Genomic DNA, 26355 nt, shown 5'->3' with positions numbered 1-26355 from the left:
ATGCGCGCCATTTTCTCGAATCCGACGCACACCGACGGCTCGGCCGATGGGACCACGGGGGGCTTTCGTCCCTCGCGCCGCCAATTCCTGATCGCGACCGGCGGGGCCGGTCTGGGGCTGATGATCGGCGGGGCTTTACCGGGCCTGGGCCGGGCGGAGGCCGCGGCCGGCGAAGCCGCCGAAAACCTGATCAATCCCTTCGTCATCATCCGTCCCGACGATACGGTCGCGGTGTTGAGCAAGCATCTCGACATGGGGCAGGGCACGGCGCACGGTCTGACCACGCTGGTCGCGGAGGAGCTGGATGCGCGGTGGGAGCAGATGTCTCCCGAATTCGCGCCCGCCGATGCCTCCAAATACAATAACACCGCCTTCGGGCAGGTGCAGGGGACGGGCGGGTCGACCGCGATCGCCAATTCCTTTACTCAGTATCGCGAGGCCGGGGCCATGGCCCGGGCGATGCTGGTCGCCGCCGCCGCAGAGGCCTGGGGCGTTCCGGCCGGCGAAGTGACGGTCGATGACGGGACGATCGCGCATGCCGCGTCCGGCAAGTCCGCCGGTTTCGGCGCGATGGCGGCGGCCGCGGCGGCCATGTCCCCGCCGTCCTCGGTCACGCTCAAGGACCCGTCGCAGTTTCGCTATATCGGCAAGGCCACGACGCGCCTGGACGTGAAGCCGAAGACGGAAGGGGCGCCGATCTTCGCCCTGGACCACGCGCCGGAGGGCGTGCTGGTCGCCGCCATCGCCCGTCCGCCGAAATTCGGCGCGACGGTGCGCGGCTTCGACGCGTCCGAGGCGGAGAAGATCAACGGCGTCGTCCGGGTGCTTCAGATTCCGGCCGGTATCGCCGTGGTGGCGAAATCGACCTGGCCCGCCTTCAAGGGGCGCGACGCGCTCAAGATCGACTGGGATGAGAGCAAGGCCGAGACGCGGGGCACGAAGGAACTGCGCGCCGAATATGCCGCCCTGCTCGACCAGCCGGGCAAGGTCTTCCAGTCCGACGGCGATTCCGAAGGGGCGCTCGCCGGGGCGGCACGGGTGATCGAGGGGACGTTCGAGTTCCCCTTCCTGGCCCACGCGCCGATGGAGCCGCACGACGTCACCATCCATTTCGACGGCGAGATGGCGGAAGTCTGGACCGGCTCGCAGCTTCAGACGGTCGATCAGATGGTGGCGGCCGGGACCCTCGGCATCGAGGCCGCGCAGGTCAGGATAAACACCCTGTGGGCCGGCGGTTCCTTCGGGCGCCGGGCGATCTATGATTCGCATATCGTCGGCGAGGCGGCGCAACTGGCCAAGGCCTGGGGTACGCCCCAACCCCTGAAGATCCAGTGGAGCCGCGAGGACGACATCAAGGGCGGCTATTATCGCCCCGCCTATATGCATAAGGTGCGCGCGGGGCTCGACACCGAGGGCAATATCGTCGGTTGGCACCATCGCATCGTCGGGCAGAGCATCGTCGCCGGCACGGCCTTCGAACCCGGCATGGTGCATGACGGCATCGACCATACCTCCGTCGAGGGCGTGGCCGGCAACAGCTATCGCATCCCCAACTTCCAGGGCGAGTTGCATACGGTGACGGTCGGCGTGCCGCCGCTCTGGTGGCGGTCCGTCGGCAGCACGCACACGGCCTTTGTCATGGAGACCATGCTGGACGATCTGGCGGCGGCGGCCGGGCGCGACCCGGTCGAATTCCGCCTCGCGCTTCTGCCGGAGGGCTCGCGCGAGGCCGGTGTCCTCAAGCTCGCCGCGGAGAAGGCGGGGTGGGGCGATCCGGTGCCGGAGGGCAAGGCGCGCGGCGTCGCCGTGCATAAGAGCTTCGGCAGCTATGTGGCCCAGGTGGCGGACGTCACGCTGGGTGAGGGCGACGCCTATAAGGTCGATCGTATCGTCTGCGCCGTCGATTGCGGCGTGGCGGTCAACCCGGACAATATCGCCGCCCAGATGGAAGGGGGGATCGGCTATGGTCTCGGTCATGCGATCCGCAACAAGATCACGCTGACCGACGGGGCCGTCGACCAGACCAACTTCGACACCTACGAGCCGATGCGGATCGACGACATGCCGTTCGTGGAAACGCATATCGTCCCCTCGGCGGAGGCGCCGACGGGCGTGGGCGAGCCCGGGACGCCGCCGGCCGCGCCGGCCGTCTCCAACGCGATCTTCGCCGGCCGCGGCGTGCGGTGGCGGACGCTTCCCTTCACCGACAACCGGGGTGGGGCGGCCTAACCCCCACCCTTATCCCCCCACCCTTATCGGCACGAATGAAAACGCCCGGGATCGTGAACCGATCCCGGGCGTTCCCGTGTCGACTACCGCGAGGGGGAGAGGAAGGGCTCAGCCCTTGTTCTCGTCCCCCGCCTCGTCCGCCGTCTCGTCGCCGGTTTCGTCCTCGGTGTCCTCGCGGACCTCCTCGACGATTTCCTTGGCTTCCTCGGCGGCGTCCTTGAGTGCCTCGGCCGTGTCGCCGGATGCCATCTCGGCGGCGGCTTCCGCGATCGCGGCGGCCTGGGCCTCGGCTTCCTCGGCGATCTCGCGGGCGGCCTGTTCGGCCTCCGTGATCACCGCGTCCTCGCCGCGCGCCACGCGCTCGGCCTGGGCCTCGGCCTCTTCCTGGCTCTGCGCCACGTTGACCTTGACGGTGACGATCACCTCCGGGTGCAGCTTCACGCGGAAGTCGAAGATGCCGAGCGTCTTGACCGGCTTCTCCATCAGCACCTGGTTGCGCGCGATCGTAACGCCCGCTTCCGTGATCGCGGCGGAAATGTCGCGGGCATTGACCGAGCCGTAGAGCTGGCCGGTCTCGGAGGCCGCGCGGATGATCACGACGCCAAGACCCTCGAGGTCGGTGGCGACGCGGTCGGCTTCCTTCTTCTTCTCCAGGTTCTCGGCCTCGAGCTGTGCGCGCTTGGCCTCGAATTCCTTCAGATTGGCGTCGCTGGCGCGCACGGCCTTGCCCTGCGGCAGGAGGTAGTTGCGGGCGAAGCCGGGCTTCACGGCGACCACGTCGCCCATCTGGCCGAGCTTCTCGATCCGCTCCATCAGGATGACTTGAACGCTCATCGTCTCGCTCCTCCTTACTGGATGCTGTAGGGCAGGAGCCCGATGAACCGCGCGCGCTTGATGGCGCGGGCCAGTGCCCGCTGCTTCTTCGCGCTGACGGCGGTGATGCGCGACGGCACGATCTTGCCGCGCTCGGAGATGAAGCGCTGCAGCGTCTTCACGTCCTTATAGTCGATCGCCGGCGCGTTCGGGCCGGTGAAGGGGCAGGTCTTCTTGCGGCGGAAGAACGGACGCCGCGGTGCGGGACGGGTCGCCATGAGTTGGGTCTCCTTCTCTTAAGTCGGCGTCTTGGATCAGGAACGCTCGGCGCGGTCGCCGCCGCGCTCGAAGCGGTCGCCACGAGGGCCGCGATCGCCCCCACGGTCACCACGATCGCCGCCGCGCGGGCCGCGATCGCCGCGATCGCCGCGGTCACCACGATCGCCTCGGCCGCGCTCCTCGCGCCGCTGCATGACGATGGAAGCGTCCTCGGGCAGATCCTCGGTACGGGTCGTCAGGAAGCGCAGGATGTCGTCATGCAGGCGCATCTTGCGCTCCATCTCGGTGACGACGTCGGGCTTCGCCTCGAAGTTCAGCAGGACGTAGTGGCCCTTGCGGTTCTTCTTGATGCGATAGGATAGATTGCGCAGACCCCAGTATTCGTGGCGGGAAATCGTTCCCTCCGCACCGGTGATCTCGTTCTTGATCTCGTCGGTGATGGTCTCGACCTGGGACGCCGAGACGTCCTGTCGCGCGATGAGCACGAGCTCGTAATTCGGCATATCGCCACTCCCTTCGGCTGTTCCCGGCCCGTCGCGATCGGCCCGCCCCTTAGGAGGCCGGTTCCGTCGCCGCACGGACCTAGCCGACGGGGCGATCCCCCGCCGGCAAGGAGCTATGGAAAATCGTCCGCCCACGCGGACAGCGCGGCTTTTACAGCCCTCCCCCCGGCTTTGCAAGTCTACCGCGCCCGCCCCGGTGCCCGTCCTGGCGCCCGTCCTGGCGGCGGTCCCCGCCGCGCGACCCGGCGAATTCCCGGCCATAGTAGAGGACGGCGAGATTCGGTTCTGATTCGGGTTAGATTCGTGGGGCTGATAATAACAACAATGTAAAATCCTCAAAAAATATGTAAATAATCAGCATGTCGAGCCACATATATACACATGATATTGTGTATTATTATGGATAATTAAATAAAATGAAAAAAATTATTTGAAAAACAAGCGAATCACGGCACAAGGGAAGGAGAGCTTTTCAGCAAGGTGGTGGCAATGAACGACGCGCGGCATTTGCGGACGATGATGGAGGGCATGATCGCGAGGGAGCTGTCCCGGCTCGCCGGGTCGGCGGATCTCGTCGTCTTCGCGCTCTACGATCCCGAGGATCCGGAGGAGCCCAGCGCCTACGAGTTGCTCGACCGGGAGGAGGCTGGCGGCCCGATCGACCTGGATATCGGCTTCGACTTCGAGGGGGTCGGTGTCTGGTACCTCTGCTATCGTGACGGCGAGACCTTCGCGGCGCGCAAGGTGTTGTTGCAGATGCGCGGCGGCCGTTACGTCCATGGCCAGGTTGGCTGGTTCGAGGGCTTTTGGGACGAGTTCCCGCAATATGTCGCCCAGGATAGCTGGGTTCGCGCCGCCGTTCTCAAGGCGCCGGCCAACGCCGGGTGATGTCCGGCCTCCCGCCTTCTTCGCCATGCACGGGGAGGGTCGATTGTTCCTCCCGGCTTGACCCCTGGCGCGGCGGCCCCTAATCACCACCGGCAAATGCCATGGGCGGTGGGGCCGCTTCGCGCGTTGCCGCGCGATCGAGCCGACCCGCCGAAGACAGGGGGTGGTCCGATATGCGCGCATTCGTCTTCCCGGGGCAGGGGTCCCAAGCCGTCGGCATGGGGGTGGAGTTGGCCGAGGCGTTTCCGCGGGCCCGCGAGGTTTTCGAGGAGGTGGACGACGCGCTGGGCCAGGGGCTCGGCCGCCTGATGCGCGAAGGGCCGGAGGACGAACTCACCCTGACCGAGAACGCGCAGCCGGCGCTGATGGCCGTCAGCCTAGCCGCCGTGCGGGTGATCGAGGCCGAGGGAGGCCGGCCGCTCGCCGAACTCGGCGCGTTCGTTGCTGGTCATTCGCTGGGGGAATACTCGGCGCTCTGCGCCGCGCGGGCGCTTCCCTTGTCGGATACCGCGCGTCTTCTCAAGCTGCGCGGTCAGGCCATGCAGAAGGCGGTTCCGGTGGGCGAGGGGGCAATGGCCGCGATCCTGGGGCTGGATCTCGCGGATGCGGAAGCCGTTGCCGAGGCCGCCGCGCAGGGCGAGATTTGCGCCGCCGCGAACGATAACGCGCCGGGGCAGGTCGTCATCTCCGGCGCGCGCGCGGCGGTGGAACGCGCGGTCGATCTCGCCAAGGAAAAGGGGGCGAAGCGCGCCGTGATGTTGCCGGTCTCCGCGCCCTTCCATTGCGATCTGATGGCCCCGGCGGCCGATGCCATGGGCAGGGCGCTCGCCGAGACGGATATCCTGCCGCCGGCGCTGCCGATCGTCGCGAATGTGACGGCGGAGACCGTGACCGACCCCTCGGTGATCCGTAAATTGCTGGTTGAGCAGGTGTGCGGACGCGTGCGCTGGCGCGAATGCGTGTTGACGATGAAGGGGGAGGGCGTCGATACCCTGGTCGAGGTCGGGACGGGCAAGGTCCTGTCCGGTCTCGCGCGGCGCATCGATCGCGATCTTACGGGCGTCGCGGTCAATACGCCGGCCGATGTCGAGGCTTTCCTCAAGAGCCTCTGATTGCCATCCGAATCCATAGGGAGCCGAGAAAGCGATGTTCGACCTTTCGGGAAAATCCGCCCTCGTCACCGGCGCCTCCGGCGGTATCGGCGCGGCGATCGCGCGCGCGCTCCACGAGCGGGGCGCCACTGTCGCGTTGAGCGGCACGCGGACCGACCCCTTGGAGAAGCTCAAGGACGAACTCGGCGATCGCGCCCATGTGACGCCGGCCAATCTTTCCGACGCGGAGGCCGTCGCCGCCCTGCCCAAGCAGGCGGAGGAGGCGATGGGCGGTCTCGACATCCTGGTGAACAATGCCGGGCTGACGCGCGACAACCTCGCCATGCGGATGAAGAACGAGGAGTGGGATCAGGTCATCGCCGTTAATCTGACCGCCGCCTTTCAACTCAGCCGTGCCGTGTTGCGCGGGATGATGAAGCGCAAATGGGGGCGGATCGTCGGCATTACCTCGATCGTCGGTGTCACCGGCAATCCGGGCCAGATGAATTATGCCGCCTCGAAGGCGGGCCTGATCGGCATGTCCAAGTCGCTGGCCCAGGAGGTCGCGAGCCGCAACATCACCGTCAACTGCATCGCGCCGGGCTTCATCTCGACCGCGATGACGGACGCGCTGAGCGAGGATCAGCACGGCAAGCTGATCGCCAATATCCCCGCCGGCCGCATGGGCGCGCCGGAGGATATCGCCGCGGGCGTGGTCTATCTCGCCTCGGAGGAGGCGGGCTATGTGACCGGCCAAACCTTGCACATCAATGGGGGAATGGCGATGATGTGAGCCCGGTTCGCGTCGCCGCGTGGGGCATTGCGCGGGGCGTGTGAATCGGGCGAGAAGCCTCGCATGGGCTGGGGTTTTCCCAGGCATCGCGCGCCGTTCGACGGCGGCGCGCGGAATGATCGAGGAGCATCGGTTTCGTCGGATTGCCGTCTGGCCCTGACAAGGGAAGTATGCTAGAGACGGCGGCCTTTTACGGGGGGCGTTCCCGTTCGTGGGCGGTTTCGTCGGGGGCATTGGCATCGTGGCGCGTCGCGGCGCGTTCGGCCATCTCCCTGGGATGGGGCCGGTCAATCGCGTGACCCGGTTGCGGGTTCATGTCGTCGCGGGGACCGTCCGGGGCATTCCGGCCGGGACCGTGGTAGAGCCAAAGTGAGCCGGCGCCGGTCGCGCCGGAACGGAAACGAGTTGTAGCGAAGGAATTAGAAGAAATGAGCGACGTTGCGGATCGGGTTAAGAAAATCGTCGTCGAGCATCTCGGTGTCGAGGAAGACAAGGTCAAGGATGAGGCGAGCTTCATTGATGATCTGGGCGCCGACAGCCTCGACACGGTCGAGCTCGTGATGGCGTTCGAGGAAGAGTTCGGGTGCGAGATTCCGGACGACGCCGCCGAGAAGATCATGACCGTCAAGGACGCGATCGACTTCATCGAGAAGAACGCGAACTGATCGCCACCGCGGTGCCGCCGTTTTTTCGGTGGTGTCGAAGGGGACGGGCGCGCGTGGCGGTCGCGACGCGGATCCGTCCCGATGGTGGCGGCGGAGCGTTAGGTCGCGAGCCCTTCGCCGGTCGGTTGATGACCGATCATCGAAGCCTCGCCGCAAGGGCGACGGTTCAGGGCGCGGCAGGACATCGGTGAGCGCTCGCGGTGGCCGACGGCGCCGGGGGGATGGGGGCAAGGCCCGTGATAAGACGGGCGCCCGCTCTCGGCTAGTCCGTGTCAGGCGATGACTGGCCGATGAGGTGAGCCACTTCCGGTCGTCGGTCATGAGGTGTTTTCCGATGCCTCGACCCGAAATGCGCCGCGCCGGGTTGCGTGGCGCCGGGGACCGAAAGGGGCGCTGGAGCACGGTTGTCGTCTGTCCCTTCGTCGTGAAAGGGCGCGCGCGATCGTGTTGAACGATAAGGCGTGCGGGGGGCGGCGTTCCACCCGCCGTCGGAGGGTTGGTTGCCATGAGGCGCGTTGTCGTTACGGGGCTCGGGATCGTCTCCCCGCTTGGCGTGGGCGTCGATCATGTCTGGAATCGCCTGGTCGAGGGGCAATCCGGGATCACCGCGATCCAGGGCTTCGATGTCTCGGATCTGCCCGCCAAGATCGCGGGCGTCATCCCGCGCGGGAGCAAGGTCGACGGTGCCTTCGATGTCGACGAATGGGTCGACAAGAAGGAACAGCGCAAGATGGATGTCTTCATCAGCTATGCCATGGCCGCGGCCATGCAGGCGGTGGAGGATTCCGGCTGGATGCCCGACGACGAGGAGGAGCAGAACCGAACCGGCGTCATGATCGGCTCCGGGATCGGCGGCCTGCCCGGCATCTCGGAGGGGACGCTGACTCTGTTGGAGCGCGGTCCCAGGCGCCTCAGCCCCTTCTTCATTCCCGCCAACCTCATCAATCTCGCCAGCGGCTACATCTCGATCAAGTACGGCTATCGCGGCCCGAACCATGCGGTGGTGACGGCCTGCGCGACCGGCACGCACGCGGTCGGCGATGCCGCGCGCCTGATCGCCTTCGGCGATGCCGACGCGATGCTGGCGGGCGGGACGGAAGCGGCCGTGTGCCGTATCGGCCTCGCCGGCTTCGCGGCCGCGCGGGCGTTGTCCACCAACTTCAACGACACCCCCGAAAAGGCGTCGCGCCCTTGGGATAAGGATCGCGACGGCTTCGTGATGGGCGAAGGCGCGGGCGTGCTGATGCTGGAAGAGCTGGAGCACGCCAAGAAACGCGGCGCCAAGATCTATGGCGAGGTGCTGGGTTACGGGCTTTCCGGCGACGCCTACCACATGACGGCACCGTCGGAGGATGGCAGCGGCGGCTATCGCGCCATGCAGGGCGCCTTCCGCAATGCCGGCATTGCGGTGGACAAGATCGACTATGTGAATGCCCACGGTACCTCGACGCCGCTCGGCGACGAGATCGAACTGGGCGCGGTGAAGCGGCTCTTCGGGGATCACGCCTACAAGATCGCCATGTCCTCGACCAAGTCGGCGATCGGCCATCTTCTCGGCGCCGCCGGCGCGGTGGAGGCGATCTTCTCCGTCAAGTCGATCGAGCAGGGGGTGATCCCGCCGACGCTCAATCTCGACAACCCGTCGGACAGTTGCGACCTTAACCTCGTCGCGCACGAGGCGCAGGAGCGCAAGGTCGATTACGCGCTCAGCAATTCCTTCGGCTTTGGCGGTACCAACGCATCTGTTATCTTCGGCCCGCGGCCTTGATCGATAGGGCGGCCGGGGGCTATGCCGCCCCTGGCCGATGCGGATGACGGATGAATAGCGAGAACACCGGGCCGACCGATCCCGCCGAAGAGGCCGGGACGGCGCCCCTCCCGGAAGGAAAACCGCCTCGGCGGGGGCGTGGCGGGCTGGTCCGGCGAATCGGCCGGACCGTCCTTCTCACCCTATTGCTGGTATCGGTGCTTGCCGTGGCTGGCGGCTATTGGGGGTGGGAGCGGTTCACCGAACCCGGCCCCTTGAACGAGGCGCGCAGTGTCGTCGTGCCCAACGGCGCCGGTGTACGCGCGATCGCGGATCGTCTGGCATCGGCCGGGGTGATCGGGCGGCCGGAAATTTTCATCCTGGCGGCGCGCGTGACCGGTATGCATGCCAGCCTGAAGGCGGGGGAGTTCGCCTTCGACCCGGCGATGTCGCAACGCGCCGTTCTGGAAAAGCTGGTTTCCGGTGATACGGTCGACCGGTTCGTCACCGTGCCGGAGGGATTGACCAGCATGGAGATCGTCGCCCTGCTGCGGGCGGAGCCCGGCCTGAGCGGGGCGATCGATGAGGTGCCGCCCGACGGCACCCTGCTTCCCGAGACCTATCACTATGAACTCGATGCCGACCGCGCGGCGATTCTGGAGCGCATGCGCGTCGCGATGGACCAGACGCTGACCGGGCTGTGGGAGACGCGGGCGCCGAACCTGCCTTTCGAGAACCCGCGGCAGGCCGTCACCCTCGCTTCCATCGTGGAGAAGGAAACCGGCGTCGCCGGCGAGCGACCAATGGTCGCGGGCGTCTTCGTCAATCGCCTGCGCCGGGGGATGCGCCTGCAATCCGATCCGACGGTGGTCTATGCGCTGACGGAGGGGGCGGGTGCCCTTGGCCGGATGCTGACACGCCGGGACTGGAAACTCGATCACCCCTACAATACCTATCAGATCGACGGGTTGCCGCCGGGGCCGATCGCCAATCCGGGGCGCGCGGCGCTTGCCGCGGTGCTCGATCCGGCGGAGACCAAGGCGCTCTATTTCGTCGCCGACGGCAGCGGCGGGCACGCCTTCGCCGAGACGCTGAAGGAGCACAATCGCAACGTCGCGAAGTGGCGGCGCGTACGCGATTCCGCCGAATAGACGATCCACCGACGGCCCTGAAACCCTCCTCGACTCGACGATGGCATGCCACGCCCGGTATGCAACTAATTGACCGCGCCCAATGTTCTCGGCTTTACTTTAGAAGCGCTACAATAATTGGGAGGCATTCGGACGGCCGGGTTCTTGGGGAGGTCGCTCGCGAATGCCATGGACAGGGCCGCACGGGGCCGCGGCCGGGACGGTGAGTTAGAGGTCAAGGCACGATGATCATTGAAAAGGTGCTCCGGCGGCTGATCACGAAGGGTCGGCTCGTGTTGATCGATGCGGCCGGGAAACGCTACGAGTTCGGGGAGACGGACTCGGGCGGCGGCGACGCGCTGACGATGACGTTGAAGGATGCGGCGGTCGCCCGGCAGCTTGCGTTCGATCCGGATCCGAAGCTGGGCGAAGCCTATATGGACGGCCGGGTCGAATTCGCGAACGGGCGTATCTGGGACTTCCTCGAACTGGTCGGACGTAATCTGACCGACGGCGGAGAGAAACGCCTGCCCTTCGGGTTGAGCCGGTTGCTCGGTTTCCTGCTGCGTTTCTATCACCAGCTCAACCCGGCCCATCGGTCGCGCCGCAACGTGGCGCATCACTACGATCTCTCGGGCGAGCTTTATGAACTGTTCCTGGATTCGGACAGGCAATATTCCTGCGCCTACTATGCGCGTCCGGATATGAGTCTCGACGAGGCGCAGGCGGCGAAGAAGCGCCATATCGCCCGCAAGCTGATGCTGGCGCCCGGGCACCGGGTGCTCGACATCGGCTGCGGCTGGGGAGGCATGGCGCTCACCATCGCCGAGATGGCGGATGTCGAGGTCCTCGGTGTCACCCTATCTCAGGAGCAACTCACCGTCGCCCGTCAGCGCGCGGAGCGCGCGGGAGTCGCGGACCGGGTCAAGTTCGAGTTGATCGACTACCGCCATGTCGAGGGGCAATTCGACCGGATCGTCTCCGTCGGAATGTTCGAGCATGTGGGCGCCCCACATTATCCGGAATACTTCCGAACGGTGGAGAACCTGCTGACCCATGACGGCGTCGCCTTGATTCACACCATCGGCCGGAACGAGCAGCCGGGAATCACCAGCCCCTTCATCCGAAAGTATATCTTCCCGGGCGGTTATATTCCGGCCCTATCGGAGGTCGCCAGGACGATTGAGCGCACGGGTCTCTTCATGACCGATATCGAGGTGCTGCGCCTCCACTACGCGGAGACGTTGAAGGAGTGGCGGCGCCGGTTCCTCGGCAATTGGGACCGTGCGAAGGAGATTTATGACGAGCGCTTCTGCCGGATGTGGGAATTTTATCTCGCCGGGTCGGAGATGAGCTTCCGCTACGATACGATGGTGAATTTCCAGATTCAGCTGACCCGGCGCAACGACATCCTGCCGATGACCCGGGATTACATCTATGTCGACGAAGCCTTGACGGACGGGCCGAAGAAGGCCGAGCAGCCGTTGGACGGTTCCGGGAGCCCAACGGTCGGCGTTCCGCGCAAGTCGCCCCAGACGGCGTGATGGATTCGGTATTCCGGTCTGCTAGGCTCCCGTCCGGGGAATGTACGCGTACGCTTGTCGCGGAGGAGCCGGATATGAGCCGCCATCGCCCCACCTGTCGGGTTTCGGGGGGACCGTTTGGCCTTCTGGTGCTGGCGGTTTTCGTCCTCGCCGCGTTGTGCGTGCCGGCTGGTACGCCGCCGGCCGCGCAGGAGCCGGCCGCGCAGGAGCCGGCCGCGCAGGAAACGAAGCCGCTTTCCTTCGCCGCGCTGGGCGACATGCCCTATCTTCGATGGGGCGCGGATGGCAAGATATCGGACGATGAACAGGGCCGTGTCCTGGTGCGCCGGGTCATACCGGCGCTGAAGGCGGCGAAGCCCACCTTCGTCCTGCATTACGGCGATATCAAGTCGGGCGGCGGGTCCTGCACCGATACGCTGCTGGAGGATCGGCTGGCGCAGGTCCGCGCCCTATCGCCGGGTCGGGTGATCTATACGCCCGGGGACAATGAATGGACCGATTGCGACCGCCACGGCCTGTTCAAGCCGATGGCGGAATTGGAGCGGCTGCAGACGCTGCGCCGCCTCGCCTATGGGCAGGAGGAGATGGCGGCGGAGTTGAAGCCCGTGCGTCAGCCACTCTATCCGGAGAACGCGCGTTGGGCGCGCGACGGGATTCTGTTCGCCAGTCTGCATGTCGTCGGCACGAATAACGGCCGTGTCCAGATAGAGCGCGACGACAAGCGCATGGCGCTCGCCCAGGTCGATGCGCGCGACGCGGCCAATGCAGCCTGGCTCGATCTTCTGTTCGCCGAGGCCGCCGCCAGCGATGCGCGCGCGGTCGTCATCGTCTTCCAGGCCGATATCTTCGCGCGGCGCGGAATGCGGTGCACCGCCCTCAGCCGGGAGGCGTGCGACGGCCATGCCTGGCTGCGCGATGAACTGGTCGCGAAATCGGTCGATTTCGGGAAGCCCGTGCTGGTCATCCATGGCGATACGGATAGCCACTGCCTCGATCGGCCGCTCGACGGCGCGCCGCGCCTCTGGCGGTTGAACGGTCCCGGCGACCGGTGGGAGGAAGGGCCGGCCAGCGGCGGCCTGCTCGACGCCGCCCTTGTCACCGCGCAACCGGAAGCCTCCGCGCCCTTCGCCGCGCGCTATGTGGTGAGCGGGGAGGACGTGCCGTCCCACTGTTGAGGCATGGGGGGGGGGGGCTCAACCCGCCCCTTTCTTCGGCATGCGCGATAGCAGGCGGGTAACGAGGCCGGAGGGCAGGACACGCAGGAGCCAACCCATCGCGCGCATCGGCCAGGGAAAGGTGATGAGCGCCCGGTCGCTGGATAAACCGCGCCGGATGATGCGCGCGGCCGCGTCCGCCTCCATCAGGAAGGGCATGGGGAAATCATTGACCGCCGTCATCGGCGTTCGCACGAACCCCGGGCAGATCACGGTAACCGCGATCCCCTCCGCCGTCAGATCGCCGCGTAGCGCTTCCCCATAGGCCATGACGGCCGCCTTGGAAGCGGAATAGGCCGGCGCGCCCGGAAACCCGCGATAGCCGGCCAGCGAACTGACGATCGCGATTTGCCCGCCCTTATTCGCTGCCCCCTGCCTTTCCGGGTCGCCGGCGCGCATGCGATCGACCGCCGGGTGGATCGTGTTCAGAACGCCCGTCAGATTGACCGCGAGGATGGCGCGCGCCTGCGCCTCCGTCTCGCCCGTATCGCCGCCGGTTCCGGCCGAAATGCCCGCATTGGCGATGACGAGGTCGAGCGGCGCGGCATCGTCCGCCGCTTCGATCCAAGCGCGGGTCGCGGACGCGTTGGTGACGTCGACGGCCTGGAGGGCGACCGCCGCGCCCGCGGCCTCGCACTCCGAGGCGACTTCCACCAACTTGTCACGGCGGCGGGCACCGAGGGTGAGCCGGATGCCGGGCGCGGCATAGGCACGCGCCAGCGCGGCCCCGAGGCCGCCCGAAGCGCCGGTGATCAGGATATGCCGGGGCGCGCGTCGCATCATGGATAGGCAGATTGGCGGCGCGCGGGCGGCGGCGCAATGGCTTGTTGCCCGGGACCGTCGTCGCTAAACAGACGTCGAGGTGCCGACAGGCGGGCGCCGAGGGGGATGAGGAATCATGTCGACGATCAGCAGCATGACCGGATTCGCGCGCATGGGCGGCGGTGACGATCGTTTCCACTGGGTGTGGGAGGCGCGCAGCGTCAACGGCAAGGGTCATGACCTCCGCCTGCGCCTGCCTAACGGTTGGGAGGCCCTGGACCCAATCGCGCGGGAGAAGGCGAAGGCGTTCTTCGCGCGCGGCAATATCACGGTTGCCCTCGATGTGAAGCCGATCGCGGGCGCCGGCGCCATGCGGATCAACGAGACCTTCCTGGCCCAACTTGTCGCGCGCTGCGAGCAGGCGGGGGAGAGCCCGCGCCTCGACCGGTTGCTCCAGGTTCGCGGCGTGGTCGAAAGCGCGGAGGACGGTACCGCCGAAGCGGAGGAGGAGACGGACGTCGAGGCGCGCCGCGCCGCCGTCGCGGTGACGCTGGAGGAAGCGCTCACCGCGTTGAAGGCGGCGCGGAAGGCCGAAGGCGCGCGAACGGCCGCCGTGTTGAACGAGCGTCTCGACGAGATCGCGACGCTGACGGCCCGCGCCGCCGAAACGGCGGACGCCCAGCCGTCGGCGATCCGTGATCGCCTGGCCCGGCAGATCGAGGAATTGAGCGAGGGGCGTGGTGGTCTGGACCCCGAGCGGATCGCGCAGGAGGCGGCGGCGCTGGCGGTCAAGGCGGATGTGCGCGAGGAGCTGGATCGTCTGACCGGCCATATCGAGGCCGCGCGCGCCCTGCTGGCGGAAGAGGCGGCGATCGGCCGCCGGTTCGATTTTTTGTGCCAGGAATTCAATCGGGAGGCCAATACGCTCGCCTCCAAATCGGCGGCGCTGACGCTTACCCGAATCGGACTAGATCTTAAGGCGGCCATCGATCAGATGCGTGAGCAGGTTCAGAATATCGAGTGACGGCGGCGCGGAGACGGGCCGAGGAGACGGGCGGAGCGAGACGGGGACGAGCGGGTGGCACTTTCCGAGAATACGACGCCGGACGATGGCCGGCACGAACCGTTCAAGATCAAGCGCCGGGGGCTGATGCTGGTGCTGTCCTCGCCGTCAGGCGCCGGAAAATCGACCATATCGCGGGAGATTCTGGCCGCCGATCCGGAAATCGACATGTCGGTTTCCGTTACCACCCGGCCCCGCCGGCCGGGGGAGGTCGATGGGCGCGATTATCACTTCATCGACGCCACCGACTTCAACCTGATGGTCAATCGGGGTGAGTTGCTGGAGCATGCGAAGGTCTTCGGCAATTACTACGGCACGCCCAAGGGGCCGGTGATGGAGGCGTTGCGCCGGGGGCGCGACGTGCTGTTCGACATCGATTGGCAGGGCACCCAGCAGTTGGCGGAACACGCGGCGGACGACCTCGTCCGCGTCTTCATCCTGCCGCCCTCCACGGCGGAGTTGGAGCGGCGCCTGCATACGCGTGCGCAGGATTCGGACGATGTGGTCGCCCAGCGCATGGCGAAGGCGGCCGACGAGATGAGCCACTATTTCGAATATGACTGGGTCATCGTGAACCGTGCGTTGCAGGACAGTCTGGAGCAGGTGCGCGCCATTCTTACCTCCGAACGGTTGCGGCGTCGGCGTCAGACGGGCCTCAGTGATTTCGTGAAGGGGCTGCGCGAGGGTCAGTAGGCGGGCAATCGTTTCCGGCTATCCGCGTCCCATCTCTGCCCGCCACGCCCGGGCCAGGCGGACGAAAGCTTCTATCGGCAGGGTTTCCGCGCGCGTCGTCGGGTCGATATCGGCGGCGGCGAGCAGGCCGGCCGGGTTCTTCGTCAGGCTCTTGAGCGCGCCGCGCAGCATCTTGCGCCGCTGGCCGAAGGCAGCGGCGGTTACCCGTTCCAGGTCCGCGATGTCGCAATCCCCGGGCGGGGGGTGGCGCGGCTCGATCTCCACCACCGCGCTTTCCACCTTCGGCGGGGGCGTGAAGGCGCGTGGTGGCAGGGTCATGGCGATCCGCGCATGCGCGCGCCAGCCGGTCAACACGGCCAGCCGTCCATAGGCCTCCGTCCCCGGCGCGGCGACGATGCGTTCCGCCACCTCGCGCTGGAACATCAGGACAAGGCGGTCGACCGCCTCCGCCCGCTTCAGCCAGCCGATCAGAAGCGGGGTCGCGACGTTATAGGGCAGATTGGCGACGATCCGGCGCGGGGCGGGGCCCAGCGCCTCGATATCCGTCTCCAACGCGTCGGCGGTGATGACGTCGAGACGCCCGCCGGAAGCCTCGATCAGCGGCGCCAGCGCCTCGATGCAGCGCGGGTCCTTCTCGATGGCGACGACGCGGCCCGCCCCTTCGCTCAAGAGGCCGCGCGTCAGGCCGCCGGGGCCGGGGCCGACCTCGATCACCGTGCCGTCGTGGATGGCGCCCGCGATGCGCGCGATCTTGCCGGTGAGGTTGAGGTCGAGCAGGAAGTTCTGGCCGAGCCCTTTCCGCGCGCTCAGGCCGTGCGCCGCGATCACCTCCCGCAAGGGGGGCAGGATGGCGATCCGCTCCGCGATGTCTCCGGGGTTTCCCATCCGGCTAGGCGCCGCCACCGGCGGCGATGCGCGACCGGTTCGCCGCCGCCCGGCCGGCGAGCTTCAGGGCGGCGATCAGGCTGTCCGGCCGGGCCGTGCCCGTTCCGGCGAGACCGAAGGCCGTGCCGTGATCGGGCGAGGTGCGGATGATCGGCAGCCCCAGCGTCATGTTGACCCCGCCGTGAAAGTCGATCGTCTTGACCGGGATCAGCGCCTGATCGTGATACATGGCGAGCGCCGCGTCATAGCCCGCCCGCGCCTCCGCGTGGAACATGGTGTCGCCGGGCAGGGGGCCCGTGGCGTCGATCCCGCGCGCGCGCAGGCGCTCGATCGCGGGCGCGATGATCTCGATCTCCTCCCGGCCGAGGGCGCCGCCCTCCCCGGCATGGGGGTTGAGGCCCGAAAGGGCGAGCCGTGGCCGGGAAATCGCGAAATCATGCGCGAGGGATTCGGCGACGATCGCCGCCGTCTCCACGATCAGGTCCGATGTCAGCATCGCGATGGCGCGGGCGAGCGGGACGTGGATCGTGACCGGCACCGCGCGCAGGCCCGGCGCAACCAGCATCATCACCGCGCGCCGCGCGCCGGTCAGATGGGCAAGGAATTCCGTATGGCCGGGGTGGTCGAAGCCGGCCTCGTAGAGGATGCCCTTATGGATCGGGTTGGTGACGACCGCGCCGGCCGCCCCGCTTTCGGCCAGAAAGACCGCGCGTTCGATCGATTCCAGGGCGGCGGGTGCGGTCTCCGTCGTCGGCGCGCCCGGAACCGCCGCGCGGCTGGAATGGGCGAGGGGGAGGACCGGTAGCGCGTGGCCGAAACGCGCCGCCGCCTCCGACGGACCGTCGATCGCCGTGACCGGCACCGCCCAGCCGAGATGCGCGGCCAGCGCCTCCATCCGCACCGGATCGTCCAGCAGGAAGAACGGGGGCAGCCCCGCTTCCGCGCGCCGCAGCCAGGCGGCAAGCGTGATTTCCCCGCCGATACCGGCGGGCTCCCCCATCGTCAGCGCGATCGGGGCGCGCGCGGCCGGATCATCAGAGTCGGACATCAATGAAGGCGGCCCGGCGCAGGTCGCGCAATTCCCGCCGCGCGCGCCGGTCCATCCGTTCGGCCAGAAGCCGGTCGCCCACTTCCTGACGGGAAGGCAGGCTGCTTTCCGGCTCCTTGCGGTCGCAGACGGAAACCACGACGAAATTATTGCCCCGCTCGATCGGTAGGGTCGATTTGCTCTTCTGAAGCGGCGCCACCGCTTCGCGTACCCCGTCGGGCAGGTCGCCGAGGCGCACGCCCTGCGCCTGCGCGTAGGAACTGTCGGGCCGCGCGTCGCTTAGCGCCTGGAGGTCGCCGCAGCCGCCCAGCGTCCCGACGCTTTGCGAGACCTCCCGGCGGACCAGATCGCGCGCCTCCGCGTCGTCCGTGGGCGCGCGAACGGTCATTTGCGCCAGATCGATCGAGGCGTCCATCGGGTTGATGCCCGGAATCTGCCGGTCCGTCACATAGAGCAGATAATAGCCCGCGACCGTGCGGATCGGGCGGGAGACCATGCCGGGTTCCAGCTGTTGCAGCGCCTCGTCCAGTTGCGGTTCCAACTGGCCGGCCGCCACCCAACCGAGATCGCCGCCGCGCTGTGCCGTTGAACTCTGGGAAAAACTCCGCGCGAGGCTATCGAAGCTGGCGCCGGACCGGATCTGGTTCAGCAGCCGTTCGGCGTTCTGGCGCACCTCGGAATCGCGTTCCACGCTGTCGACGGACAGGAATATCTCGTAGACCCGGCTCTGTGGTTCGTCGGCGACGGAGCGCAGACGCTCCATCTCCGCGTCGATCTGATCCTCGCCGATCCGAACCTCGCGACGCAGCTGGCGCTGGACATATTTGGCCCAGGCGATCTGGGGTTCGATCTGCTGGCGCAACGCCGTCGGATCGATCCGGCGCGAGGCCAGGAATTGCTGTAATTGCTCCGGCTGCATGTTGTTGCGCCCGGCGAGCTCGGCCATCGCGTCCTCGACCTCCCGGTCGGTTACGCGCACGCCGGCCTCCGCCGCCGCCTGCATCTGCAGGCGTTCGTCGATCATGGTCCGCATGACCTGGGGCAACAGGCGTTGCTGCGTCTCCTGATCCAGATCCAGGCCGGAGGAGAGCGCCACGATTCCGAGCCGGTTTTGAAGGTCATAGACCGAGATCACGTCATCATTCACGACCGCCGCGATGCGCAGGATGTTCTCCTGGGCGACAGCGGGCTTGAGCGCGAACGGCGCGGCCGCGACGCACAGCAGCAAGGCGGCGCGAAGCGCATGCGCGGCGGCGTTGATGGGGGCAAACGAGCGGCGCGTCATCCATCCTCCAGATGCAACAAGGCGGTCACGCCCAACATGGTGCTGACGACGGCGGGCATCCATGCCGCCAGTTGGGCCGGGATGCTGGTCGACAGCCCCAGCGCGTGGACCACGTTGGTGAAAAAGTAAAGCACGAAGCCGCTGGTAACGCCGCCGACGACCATCATGCCCGTCTTCGTCCGCCGGCCGCTTCTGATCGTGAAGGTCGCGGCGATCAGTACCATGGCGCAGAGCAGCACCGGTGTCGCCAGAAGCGAATGGAGATAGAGGCGGTGAACATTGGCGTTGAAGCCGGCATCCTCCATCATGCCGATGAATTGCGGCAGTTCCCAGAAGCTGAGGCTGTCCGCGGAGGCGAAACTGTCCTGGATCGTGTTCGTCGTCAGGTCCGTGGCGAGGCGGTATGTATCCTGATGCACCGTCTGCTTCTCCGGTTCGGAGAGGAAGACGTCGGACAATTCCCAATAGCCGTCATGCAGGTCCGCGCGCGCGGCGTCGATCCGGCTCTGGAACAGGTCCTGATTGACGAGGCGATAGACGGTGACACCGATCAGGGTCTGACCGCTCGCCGCGACATCGTCGGCGTGGATCACGTCCTGCCTTTCACGCGTGCCCTGGCGCAGCCAGACGCCGGTTTCGGAGACGGCGAGTTCGTTTCGCTGCTGGCTTAGATATTTCGCCTCCATCTGCTCATATTGCGCGCGCATCGCCGCCGCGAAAGGGTTGAAGGCCGTGATCAGGGCGACGCCGATCATGAGGGTCAGCAGGACGGGCGGCATCAGGAATTGCCAGACGGAAACGCCGGCGGCCCGCGCGACGACCAACTCGTTCGACTTGGCCAGCCGCCAGAAGGTCAGCATCGCCCCGATCAGCACCGCGAAGGGCAGCATGTCCTGGACCAGATGCGGCAGTTTCAGGAGCGACATCTGAACCACGACATCCGTCGTGACGCCCTGCTTGCCCGAAGCGCGCCGCAGCAACTCCACGATGTCGAACATCGCCACGATCGCCATCAGGGTCGTGAAGACGGAGGCGAACCAGAAGAGGAACTGGCGGGCCAGATAGCGGGAAAGAAGGACCGAGACACGCATCGCCCGCTACTCCGCCGGATGGCCCTGAGGGGCCTCGTATCCGCCGTCGACCGCGGGGGGCTTGCGCCGCCTGTGCCGGCGCGGCTTGTAGAGAATCAGCGTCGATACGATGAAAGGCACCAACGCGTTCGCCCAAAGCATGGGGAGCAGTTCCGGCTGGCGTCCGGCCGCGTTCAGCAGCGAGAGGTGGCCGACCAGGATCGCCGTCATGACGCCGACGGCCATCAGGAGGCCGGTCAGATTGCCCCGGCGCGAGAATTGCGCGCGCAGCAGGAAGACGAGCGCGACCGCCGCGTAGCTGAGCGGCAGCAGCGGCAGGATCAGCCGTCCATGCCCTTCCGCGATCAGCTTGTCCCGGTAATAGACGTCGTTGGGGTCTGATGTGCCGGGGTTCAGCAACCGGGGCAGGAAGCGCTCCTCCGGTTGGTCCCAGTAATTCTCCGCCGCTTCCCGATTGCCGCCGAGATCGATGGTGCTGCGGTCGAAGCGGACCAGATGCATCTTGCGATCACTGAAGGATTGCCGCGTGCCGTTGACGACGACGATGCGTGGTCCTTCGTCCGTCTCGACGACGGCGCCGCGCTCGGCGATGACGGTGAAGCTGTCCTGGTCGGGGGCGTCGACATTGTAGAGGATGCCCTGAAGCTCACCGCCGGGCGAGCGTTCGCGCACGAAGATCGTCGCGTTCTCGCCGACGGTCGTGAACTTGCCTTCCTGCAGCAGCGCAGCCCCCCATTGCGATCGCGTATCCTCCAGATGGAAGCGCATCTCCTTCGCCGAAAGCGGCATCAGATAGAGCGTCAGCACGAAGCAGACGAGGCTGGCGCCGAGGCCGACCAGGAAGGCCGGCCGGCTGAGCGCCCAGGTACTCAACCCCGCGGAGCGCAGCACCACCAGCTCGCTGTCGTTGATCATGCGGTTGTAGGTGAAGAGCGTCGCGCCGAACAGGGCGATCGGCATCACCAGGGCGACGAAGCGCGGCACCATCAGGCTGGCCATATAGCCGAACTGCGCGATGCCCAGCCCCCGGTTCACGATCAGATCGACGAGCCGCACCGACTGCACCAGAAGCACGGCGACGCACAGCACGACGGTGGCGAAGAGCGTCACCGTGGCGATCTGGCGGGCCATATAGCTCGTTGCCTGGCGCATCGGGATCGGTCGTCGCTCGGGTCCGGTTTCGGCGCCCCCCGGTCGGCGGGCGGATATTCTCATGAGGGTCGGCTTCGGACCGTATGTCGTCCGGCCAGGATATAATCCAGGCGTCAGTCCCGATCCTCCCTTAGAGAGAGGTAGCAAAAAGCCGGCGCGGGTGCACGCGCTTTCCCTCTCGCCCGAAAATCGCCCAAATGCGCTTGGCGCCGCCTTCCGCCCGGTTCCCGGCCATCTCGGGGCCGGTATCAAGGCGCGGGAGGCGCTTTCAAGCCGTAGGCGGAGGCGCTACAGTCCCGGCAGGATGGTTCCGACGCGGCCCCAAGGCCGCCCAGCCGTTGGGGCAACTTCCTGAAAAACATGAGCGAAATGGATAGAGAGAGCCGCCATGACCAGTTCACTCAAAGTGACATTCTCCGATACGCCGAAGGCCATCGATAAGAAGTCGGGCCTGTCCGGCGCCGTGATCGTCGCGGTCGAGGAGGGTAAGAAGCTCGGCGAGGCGGCGCAGCGGATCGACGCGGAGATGGGCGGCGCGATCACCCGCGCCCTCAAGGTCAGCCGCTTCACGGGCAAGAGCGCCGAATCGCTCACCATCGTGGCGCCGCAGGATGCCGGCTATTCGCGCATCTATCTCTATGGCGTCGGGCGGGGGCTGGAGTTGCTGCAATGGCAGGATACCGGCGGCCGGTTGGTGAAGGCGCTGAACGCGGACGGCGAGAAGGAGGCGATCCTATGTATCGACCTCGGCACCCTCGACCCGGCCGAGGCGGGCGCGAGCGCGGCCTTCGGCGCATTGCTCGCCAATTATCGCTTCGACAAGTACCGCACCCAGGAGAAGGCGGCGGACAAGCCGACCCTGAAGAAACTGACCGTCCAGTCGGATGAGCCCGCGAAGGCACGCAAGATATTCAAGGATCAGGAAGCGGTGGCGGAGGGGGTCTTCTTCACCCGCGATCTGGTCTCGGAGCCGCCGAACGTCCTCTATCCCGAAAGCTTCGCCAAGCAGGTCGAGGCGCTGCGGGACCTCGGCGTCGAGGTCGAGGTGATGGGCGAGAAGAAGCTGGAGAAGCTGGGCATGGGGGCCCTGCTCGCGGTCGGGCGGGGCTCGCGCCGGGAAAGCCAGGTGGTCGTCATGCGTTGGAACGGCGCCGGAAAGTCGACCCGGCCGCTCGCCTTCGTCGGCAAGGGCGTGACCTTCGATACCGGGGGCATCTCGCTCAAACCGGCCGCGGGCATGGAGGAGATGAAGTGGGACATGGGCGGCGCCGGCACCGTCGCCGGGTTGATGAAGGCCCTGGCCGGCCGCAAGGCGAAGGCCAATGTGATCGGCGCGATCGGCCTGGTCGAGAATATGCCCGACGGCGACGCGCAGCGTCCCGGCGATATCGTCACCTCCATGTCCGGCCAGACGATCGAGGTCATCAATACCGACGCGGAGGGTCGGCTCGTCCTGTGCGATGTGCTTCATCATGTGCAGAAGGAGTACAAACCGCAGCTCATCGTCGATCTGGCGACGCTGACGGGGGCGATCATCATCGGCCTCGGGCATGAGCATGCGGGGCTTTTCTCGAACGACGACGAATTGGCGGAGCGTCTGCACGCCGCCGGGCGCGACAGTTCGGAGAAGGTCTGGCGTCTGCCGATGGGCGAGGATTACGACAAGCAGCTCAAATCCGACGTGGCCGACATGAAGAATGTCGGCGGGCGTCCGGCGGGCTCGATCACGGCGGCGCAGTTCCTGGCGCGCTTCATCGACAACACGAAATGGGCGCATCTGGACATCGCCGGCATGGCCTGGTCGTCGAAGGACAAGCCGACCGTGCCGAAAGGCGCGACCGGCTTCGGCGTGCGGCTACTCGACCGCTTCGTCGCCGATCATTACGGCTGAGGGCACCGGGGCCCGAATCCATCGCGGAGGGCCGGAGGGCATGGAGGTCCGCTACTACCATCTCGAACGCGCGCGGCTGGAGACGGCCTTGCCGGTGATGCTGCATCGCTGTCTCTCGCGCGGGTGGCGGGCGATCGTGCGCGCGCGCTCGCCGGAGCGGGTGGAGTGGCTTTCCGAGCAACTGTGGACCCAGGATGATCGAAGCTTCCTGCCGCATGGCACCGACGCCGACGGCCATGCCGCCCAGCAGCCGGTCTGGCTGACGGAGCGGGAGGAGAACCCGAACGGCGCCACCGTCCTGTTCCTGACCGACGGCGCGGAGGCGGAGAGCCTCAGCGGCTTCGATCTGGTCTGCCGGCTCTTCGACGGCCGCGACGAGGAGGCCGTGCAGGCCGCCCGCCAAGCCTGGAAGCGGGAGATGGATGCCGGCCTCCACCTGACCTATTGGCAGCAGGGCGAAGGGGGGTGGAACAAGCGTCAGGAGAAGAACGCACCCGCCTCGACGGAATAGGGGGGCGGCGAGGTGGTGCCGCCCGCTGTCACGCCATCGCGAAGCCGAGCGGCAGGGTCGATAGCCGTTCCACCCCGCTTTCCGTGATCAGCACCTGCTCCTCCAGCTTGACGCCCTCCTTGCCGCCCTCGCGGCCGATATAGCTCTCGACGCAGAGCGTCATGCCGGGGACCAGCACGCCGTCATAGCCCTTGGCGTCGAAGTCCTGGGCATGCTTGATCGACGGCCATTCGTCGGCGAACCCGATGCCGTGGATCAGGCTGGGATAGCGGTTGGACAGGAAGTCCTCGCCGACATCGAACGCCTCCATGGAGACCTCGCGGAACGTCTTGCCGGGTTTCAGGATGGCGATGTTGTGCTCGATCTGAGCCTGGGCGCGGGCCATCAGATCGGCTTGTTCCGCGCTGGGGGCGCCGCCGCCGCACAGCCAGGCGCGGCTGATATCCGCGCAATAGCCATAGGGGCCGATCAGGTCGGTGTCGAAGCTCATCACCTCGCCCTTCTCGATGCGGCGCATGGAGCATTCGCGGAACCAGGGATTGGTGCGCGGTCCGGCGGAGAGCAGGCGCGTCTCGATCCATTCCCCGCCGAGGCGGATATTCGCCTCGTGCAGCTTGGCCCAGAGCGCGTTCTCGGTGATGCCGGGCTCGAAGGCCCGCCACATGTCGGTGCAGGCTTCCTCGCAGGCCGCGATGGCCGCGCGCATCAGGGCGAGCTCCTGGGGGGACTTAACGGCGCGCGCCTGTTCGGCGACGCTCTCGCCCTCGACCACCTCGACCCCCTTGGCGGCGAGCGCGGCGCAGCCGAGCGCGCTCAACCGATCGATCGCGAGGCGCCGGTCGCCGCCCCCATGCCGGGCCATCAGGTCGGCGATCTGATCGGCGAAGAGGGCCGCGCGTTCCTCCGCCCGACTGCCGGCGGTGAAGTAGTAGAAGGTCGGCATCGCGCGATATTCGTCGATCGTCGGCAAATCCTCCGCCAGATGCGGAAGATTGGCGTAATCGAAGAGGATGCAGGGCCCCTCCGCCGCGACGAAGACCGAGCGCGCCTCGTAATGCGAGCACCAAATCTGCATGTTGGTCGCGTCGGTGGCGTAGCGCGTGTTGATCTGGTCGAGGAAGAGGGCCGCGGGCAGTCCCCGGCGCTTCAACTCCGTCCGGATGCGGTCCAGCCGTTCCAACCGCACGGCATCCAGATCGACCGGCGGCTCGCTATATTCCATCGCGCCATGCTGGCGGGCGGGACGCGCCTTGATGTCGGTTTCGAAGGGCATGGTCGGTTTCTCCCCCAATGTCGGAGAGAAGCCTGCGCCCGTTCCCGGGGGGCATACCGTCCGTCCGCGACATGCGCTTGTCCCGATCCGCCACGCGCCGTCGGAGCCCTTTACCCCAGGGTCCCACCCGGGCGTTCCGTGCCCTATCGCCCCTTGAAGGCGGGCTTGCGCTTTTCCATGAAGGCGGCGACGCCCTCGCGGTAATCCTCGGTATGGCTGGCGATTTCCTGGAAGTCGCGCTCCAGGTCGAGTTGGCTGGAAAGGTTGTTGTCCAGGCCGCGCGCCATCGCCTGCTTGATGAGGCCCAGGCCGCGCGTCGGACCGGCCGCGAGGCGGTGGGCGATGGCATCGGCTTCCGTCATCAGATCCGCATCGGCCACCGCGCGCCAGATCAGGCCCCAATCGGCCGCCGTTTGCGCATCGATGGCGTCGCCCAGCAGCGCCAGCCCCTTCGCCCGCGCCATGCCGACGAGACGCGGCAGCGACCAGGTGCCCCCTGAATCCGGGACCAGTCCGATTTTCGAGAAGGATTGTATGAATTTCGCCGACTCGGCCGCGATGACGATATCGCAGGCCAGCGCCAGATTGGCGCCCGCGCCCGCGGCCGCCCCGTTGACGGCGCAGACGACCGGCTTCTCCATGCCCGCGATGCGCCGGATCAGGGGGTTGTAGCGCTCGTCCAGCGAGGCGCGGAGGTCCGGCGGCGTGGCGTTCGGGTCGCTCGCGTCGAACTTCCGGTCGCTCAAATCCTGGCCCGTGCAGAAGCCGCGTCCCGCGCCGGTCAGCAGCAGGCAGCGAATCTCCGCGTCCTCCGCCACGTGATCGAAAACCGCGCGCACTTCCTCGTGCATCTTGTTGGTGAAGCTGTTCAACTTCTCCGGACGGTTCAGGGTCAGGCGCAGAACCCCCTCCGACCGGTCCACCAGGATCGTTTCGTAACTGTCTCGCAGGCCCATCGGGCGGGGCGCTCCTCTTTCCGTCGTCGTCTTAAATTGTCCTGGCCCGGAGGCGGCATGGGGCCTTTCGTCCGTTGGACTTCGCGTCATGCCGCTGCTATCGGAATGAGTCTACCGTGATCGGCACCCGGGACGATACCGGGGATCATGGCAGCCGTCGTCCGGTTCGCCAAGGCTCCCCGCCCGGGGGCCGCGCCCGCATCGCCACCCATGGCAGGAGGTTTTCCCATGTCCCCGACCCGTCCCAAGGTCTATGCGATCGACGGGGTCGTGCCCGTCGTCCATCCCAGCGCCTTCGTGCATCCGACGGCCGTGCTGATCGGCGACGCCGTGGTCGGTCCGGGATGCTATGTCGGCCCCGGCGCCTGCATGCGCGGCGATTTCGGACGGGTCGCCATGAAACGGGGATCGAACCTTCAGGATAATTGCGTCATGCATGCCTTCCCCGGCATGGATTGCGTGATCGAGGAGGACGGCCATATCGGCCATGGCGCGGTGCTGCATGGCTGCATCGTCGGCAGGGACGCGCTGGTCGGCATGAACTCGGTGGTGATGGACGGCGCGGTGCTGGGCGAAAGCTCCATGGTCGCGGCCATGGCCTTCGTGAAGGCGGGGTTCGAACTGCCGGCGCGCACGCTCTGCGCCGGGACGCCGGCCAAGATCATGCGGGAATTGTCGGCGGAGGAAATCGCCTGGAAGCGGGACGGGACGGCGGATTATCAACGCCTCGTCGCGCGTTGCCATGCCACCCTGGCGTTGGTCGACCCCCTGACGGAGGAAGAGGCGGAGCGCCCCGCGCTGGATGCCGGCGAGAGCGTGCCGCTGTTCCAGACGAAGGGGCGATAGCGG

24 protein-coding genes and 1 pseudogene are annotated in these 26355 nt (G+C 67.0%); 14 read left to right on the top strand and 11 right to left on the bottom strand.

Going from position 1 to position 26355, the window contains the following annotated elements:
• Complete coding sequence (locus KAJ83_RS08840; protein ID WP_210681674.1) at positions 1-2229, top strand: xanthine dehydrogenase family protein molybdopterin-binding subunit; 2229 nt, start codon at positions 1-3, stop codon at positions 2227-2229.
• 273 nt (positions 2230-2502) lie between these two features.
• Here the strand turns inward: KAJ83_RS08840 and rplI are convergent.
• The 3 genes and pseudogenes from rplI to rpsF form a co-directional block, all read right to left on the bottom strand.
• A pseudogene (rplI, locus tag KAJ83_RS08835) lies at positions 2503-3063 on the bottom strand (50S ribosomal protein L9); the annotation flags it as partial.
• Positions 3064-3077: 14 nt separating this feature from the next.
• Positions 3078-3320: a 30S ribosomal protein S18 gene (rpsR, locus tag KAJ83_RS08830; protein WP_210681672.1), complete on the bottom strand. Its 243-nt coding sequence runs from the start codon at positions 3318-3320 to the stop codon at positions 3078-3080.
• 36 nt (positions 3321-3356) lie between these two features.
• Positions 3357-3824, bottom strand: a complete 468-nt coding sequence (gene rpsF, locus KAJ83_RS08825) for a 30S ribosomal protein S6 (RefSeq protein ID WP_210681671.1) — start codon at positions 3822-3824, stop codon at positions 3357-3359.
• 528 nt (positions 3825-4352) lie between these two features.
• On the opposite strand from rpsF, the gene KAJ83_RS08820 reads away from it, so the two are divergent.
• The 8 genes from KAJ83_RS08820 (at position 4353) to KAJ83_RS08785 (ending at position 12857) form a co-directional block, all read left to right on the top strand.
• Positions 4353-4712 carry a hypothetical protein gene (locus KAJ83_RS08820; protein WP_210681670.1) on the top strand — a complete coding sequence of 120 codons (360 nt, stop codon included), beginning with the start codon at positions 4353-4355 and terminating at the stop codon, positions 4710-4712.
• Positions 4713-4885: 173 nt separating this feature from the next.
• Positions 4886-5824, top strand: coding sequence for an ACP S-malonyltransferase (fabD, locus tag KAJ83_RS08815; RefSeq protein WP_210681669.1), 939 nt, complete (start codon positions 4886-4888; stop codon positions 5822-5824).
• 34 nt (positions 5825-5858) lie between these two features.
• On the top strand, positions 5859-6596 hold the full coding sequence (gene fabG, locus KAJ83_RS08810; RefSeq protein ID WP_210681668.1) for a 3-oxoacyl-[acyl-carrier-protein] reductase: 738 nt from the start codon (positions 5859-5861) through the stop codon (positions 6594-6596).
• Between the two features lie 428 nt (positions 6597-7024).
• Positions 7025-7261: an acyl carrier protein gene (locus KAJ83_RS08805; protein ID WP_210681667.1), complete on the top strand. Its 237-nt coding sequence runs from the start codon at positions 7025-7027 to the stop codon at positions 7259-7261.
• Positions 7262-7766: 505 nt separating this feature from the next.
• Positions 7767-9029, top strand: a complete 1263-nt coding sequence (fabF, locus tag KAJ83_RS08800; RefSeq protein ID WP_210681666.1) for a beta-ketoacyl-ACP synthase II — start codon at positions 7767-7769, stop codon at positions 9027-9029.
• 50 nt (positions 9030-9079) lie between these two features.
• Complete coding sequence (mltG, locus tag KAJ83_RS08795) at positions 9080-10159, top strand: endolytic transglycosylase MltG (protein WP_210681665.1); 1080 nt, start codon at positions 9080-9082, stop codon at positions 10157-10159.
• Between the two features lie 224 nt (positions 10160-10383).
• Positions 10384-11682, top strand: coding sequence for an SAM-dependent methyltransferase (locus KAJ83_RS08790; RefSeq protein WP_210681664.1), 1299 nt, complete (start codon positions 10384-10386; stop codon positions 11680-11682).
• 74 nt (positions 11683-11756) lie between these two features.
• Positions 11757-12857: a hypothetical protein gene (locus KAJ83_RS08785; RefSeq protein ID WP_210681663.1), complete on the top strand. Its 1101-nt coding sequence runs from the start codon at positions 11757-11759 to the stop codon at positions 12855-12857.
• 18 nt (positions 12858-12875) lie between these two features.
• On the opposite strand, the gene KAJ83_RS08780 is transcribed toward KAJ83_RS08785, so the two are convergent.
• Positions 12876-13679, bottom strand: a complete 804-nt coding sequence (locus KAJ83_RS08780) for an SDR family NAD(P)-dependent oxidoreductase (protein WP_246484379.1) — start codon at positions 13677-13679, stop codon at positions 12876-12878.
• A gap of 115 nt (positions 13680-13794) precedes the next feature.
• On the opposite strand from KAJ83_RS08780, the gene KAJ83_RS08775 reads away from it, so the two are divergent.
• Both KAJ83_RS08775 and gmk read left to right on the top strand, forming a co-directional pair.
• The gene (locus KAJ83_RS08775; RefSeq protein ID WP_246484374.1) at positions 13795-14682 is read left to right on the top strand and encodes a YicC/YloC family endoribonuclease; all 888 of its coding nucleotides are present in this window, start codon (positions 13795-13797) and stop codon (positions 14680-14682) included.
• A gap of 126 nt (positions 14683-14808) precedes the next feature.
• Positions 14809-15414 (top strand): guanylate kinase, encoded by a 606-nt coding sequence (gmk, locus tag KAJ83_RS08770; protein ID WP_210681769.1) that lies wholly within the window; start codon positions 14809-14811, stop codon positions 15412-15414.
• An 18-nt stretch (positions 15415-15432) separates the two neighbouring features.
• Here the strand turns inward: gmk and rsmA are convergent, their stop codons facing one another.
• The 5 genes from rsmA to KAJ83_RS08745 are packed head-to-tail and all read right to left on the bottom strand — an operon-like array spanning position 15433 to position 20875.
• The gene (gene rsmA / locus KAJ83_RS08765) at positions 15433-16299 is read right to left on the bottom strand and encodes a 16S rRNA (adenine(1518)-N(6)/adenine(1519)-N(6))-dimethyltransferase RsmA (protein ID WP_210681662.1); all 867 of its coding nucleotides are present in this window, start codon (positions 16297-16299) and stop codon (positions 15433-15435) included.
• 4 nt (positions 16300-16303) lie between these two features.
• A complete protein-coding gene (gene pdxA / locus KAJ83_RS08760) occupies positions 16304-17347 on the bottom strand; it encodes a 4-hydroxythreonine-4-phosphate dehydrogenase PdxA (protein ID WP_210681661.1) in 1044 nt (347 codons plus the stop codon).
• Positions 17334-18632, bottom strand: coding sequence for a peptidylprolyl isomerase (locus KAJ83_RS08755; RefSeq protein WP_210681660.1), 1299 nt, complete (start codon positions 18630-18632; stop codon positions 17334-17336). Before KAJ83_RS08755 ends, pdxA begins: the two co-directional genes overlap by 14 nt.
• Positions 18629-19723: an LPS export ABC transporter permease LptG gene (gene lptG, locus KAJ83_RS08750; RefSeq protein WP_210681659.1), complete on the bottom strand. Its 1095-nt coding sequence runs from the start codon at positions 19721-19723 to the stop codon at positions 18629-18631. Before lptG ends, KAJ83_RS08755 begins: the two co-directional genes overlap by 4 nt.
• Positions 19724-19729: 6 nt before the next feature.
• A complete protein-coding gene (locus KAJ83_RS08745; RefSeq protein ID WP_210681658.1) occupies positions 19730-20875 on the bottom strand; it encodes an LptF/LptG family permease in 1146 nt (381 codons plus the stop codon).
• 388 nt (positions 20876-21263) lie between these two features.
• Here KAJ83_RS08745 and KAJ83_RS08740 point away from each other — a divergent pair, with 388 nt between their 5' ends.
• The gene (locus KAJ83_RS08740; protein WP_210681657.1) at positions 21264-22766 is read left to right on the top strand and encodes a leucyl aminopeptidase; all 1503 of its coding nucleotides are present in this window, start codon (positions 21264-21266) and stop codon (positions 22764-22766) included.
• A gap of 40 nt (positions 22767-22806) precedes the next feature.
• On the top strand, positions 22807-23277 hold the full coding sequence (locus KAJ83_RS08735; protein ID WP_210681656.1) for a DNA polymerase III subunit chi: 471 nt from the start codon (positions 22807-22809) through the stop codon (positions 23275-23277).
• Positions 23278-23305: 28 nt separating this feature from the next.
• On the opposite strand, the gene KAJ83_RS08730 is transcribed toward KAJ83_RS08735, so the two are convergent.
• Both KAJ83_RS08730 and paaG read right to left on the bottom strand, forming a co-directional pair.
• Positions 23306-24550: a M24 family metallopeptidase gene (locus tag KAJ83_RS08730; RefSeq protein ID WP_210681655.1), complete on the bottom strand. Its 1245-nt coding sequence runs from the start codon at positions 24548-24550 to the stop codon at positions 23306-23308.
• Between the two features lie 143 nt (positions 24551-24693).
• Positions 24694-25506, bottom strand: coding sequence for a 2-(1,2-epoxy-1,2-dihydrophenyl)acetyl-CoA isomerase PaaG (gene paaG, locus KAJ83_RS08725; protein ID WP_210681654.1), 813 nt, complete (start codon positions 25504-25506; stop codon positions 24694-24696).
• Positions 25507-25734: 228 nt separating this feature from the next.
• Here paaG and KAJ83_RS08720 point away from each other — a divergent pair, with 228 nt between their 5' ends.
• A complete protein-coding gene (locus KAJ83_RS08720; protein WP_210681653.1) occupies positions 25735-26352 on the top strand; it encodes a phenylacetic acid degradation protein PaaY in 618 nt (205 codons plus the stop codon).
• The last annotated feature ends 3 nt before the right edge of the window (positions 26353-26355 follow it).

The organism is Marivibrio halodurans, assembly GCF_017963645.1.
In the GTDB taxonomy this organism is placed as follows: Bacteria; Pseudomonadota; Alphaproteobacteria; order UBA8366; family Aestuariispiraceae; genus Marivibrio; species Marivibrio halodurans.
The sequence above is the reverse complement of the archived record's forward strand: the minus strand, read 5'-3'. Positions and strand labels throughout refer to the sequence as shown.